We start from the raw sequence: 1,549 nt of genomic DNA, 5'->3' as shown, positions 1-1,549 counted from the left end.
GGCCTGCAGCGGGGTGACGTCGCGGCCGTCGATCTTGACCGGCACGCCCTGCTTGAACTCAATGACGACCTCGTCCTCGACCGGCGGGAACGCCGGATCGTCGGCGTAGGAGTAGCAGTCCTTGGTCGGGGCGTTCCACGGATCCTCAAGGAAACCGGTCTCAATGGCACGGCCCCACACGTTCTGGTCGATGGAGAACGGGCTCTTCTCGGTCTGCACGATCGGCAGCTCGTGTTCCTTGGCGAACGCGATTTCCACGTCACGGGTCAGGGACAGATCGCGGATCGGGCTGATGGCCTTCAGCGTCGGGTCGATGGAGGCGATGGAGACCTCGAAACGAACCTGGTCGTTGCCCTTGCCGGTGCAGCCGTGGGAAATGGTGTCAGCGCCGAACTGGTGGGCGGCTCGCACAAGGTGCTTGGAAATCAGCGGACGGGAGATGGCGGAGACCAGCGGGTACACGCCTTCGTACATGGCGTTGGCCTTCAGGGCCTTCATGCAGTACTCGTTGGCGAATTCATCACGAGCGTCGACGACATATGCTTCGACCGCACCGCAGTCCAGCGCGCGCTGCTTGATGGTCTCAAGGCTTTCGCCGCCCTGACCGACATCGAGGGACACCGCCACGACATCCTTGCCGGTGCGTTCCTTCAGGTATGAAATGGCGACGGAGGTATCGAGACCACCGGAGTACGCCAGGACGAGACGATTCTGATCGCTCATGGTTTCCCTTTCTAACATCCAATGTTATTCATCAGTATATGCATAACACTGTATATTTATGCATCTTGGGTGCGTCATGTCCACTATATGGCTATTTACGATTTGGAGGCCACGTCAAGCAACCATTGCGCGCGGCGGCCTGCGGTATCGTCATCGGAGCAGATCACCATGACGGTGTCATCGCCGGCTATGGTGCCGAGTACTCCTTCGACAGGCTGCTTGTCTATGACGCTCGCCACATATTGCGCGGCGCCCGATGGCGTGTGCACCACCACCAGGTTGCGCGCTGCCGCCACTGAAGTGACCAGCCCGGAAAGCACACGGCCGATTTGCTGTTCCGCCTTGCCGTCCGGATTGGCCGCCGGGTGATCCTTGACTCTTTGCCTATCAACGGCGTAGGCCACCGTCCCATCGGCAAGACGGGTTTTCGTGGCATGGATCTCGTCGAGATCACGGCTCAGCGTGGCCTGCGTCACCTCGATGCCCTGATCGGCGAGAATCTGAGACAACTGCGATTGCGAGGTGACGACACGCGTCAGCAGCGCCTGCTCGATGGCGCTCAGTCGAGCGGTCCGGGAAGCGGGACGCTGCAACGCGGGAATGCGGTCATTCATCAGACCAGAAGGCTTTCGTCGCCACGGGCCTTGCCAGCGAGCCAGGTGAGCAGCGCCTTCTGCGCGTGCAGGCGGTTACCGGCCTCGTCCCAGACCACGGACTGCGGACCGTCGATGACCTCGGCGGTGACCTCCTTGCCGCGATACGCCGGAAGACAATGCTGGAAGATGGCATCGTCCTTGGCCTGGGCCATGAGCTCGGCGTTCACCTG

Annotated in this window: 2 protein-coding genes and 1 pseudogene; all 3 read right to left on the bottom strand. The window is 61.3% G+C overall.

Features of this window, described 5'->3' with window-relative positions; translation table 11 throughout:
* The coding region (locus ACR0P8_RS09675) for an argininosuccinate synthase (protein WP_432624843.1) at positions 1–741 on the bottom strand (741 nt) is incomplete at its 3' end.
* 77 nt (positions 742–818) lie between these two features.
* On the bottom strand, positions 819–1,337 hold the full coding sequence (locus ACR0P8_RS09670; protein WP_432624842.1) for an arginine repressor: 519 nt from the start codon (positions 1,335–1,337) through the stop codon (positions 819–821).
* Positions 1,337–1,549 (bottom strand): annotated as a pseudogene (locus ACR0P8_RS09665) (ornithine carbamoyltransferase); the annotation flags it as partial. The gene ACR0P8_RS09670 and the pseudogene ACR0P8_RS09665, both read right to left, overlap by 1 nt.

The organism is Bifidobacterium sp. (assembly GCF_050874245.1).
Taxonomy (GTDB): domain Bacteria; phylum Actinomycetota; class Actinomycetes; order Actinomycetales; family Bifidobacteriaceae; genus Bifidobacterium.
Note: the sequence above shows the minus strand (reverse complement) of the source record. Positions and strands in the feature narration are given on the sequence as shown.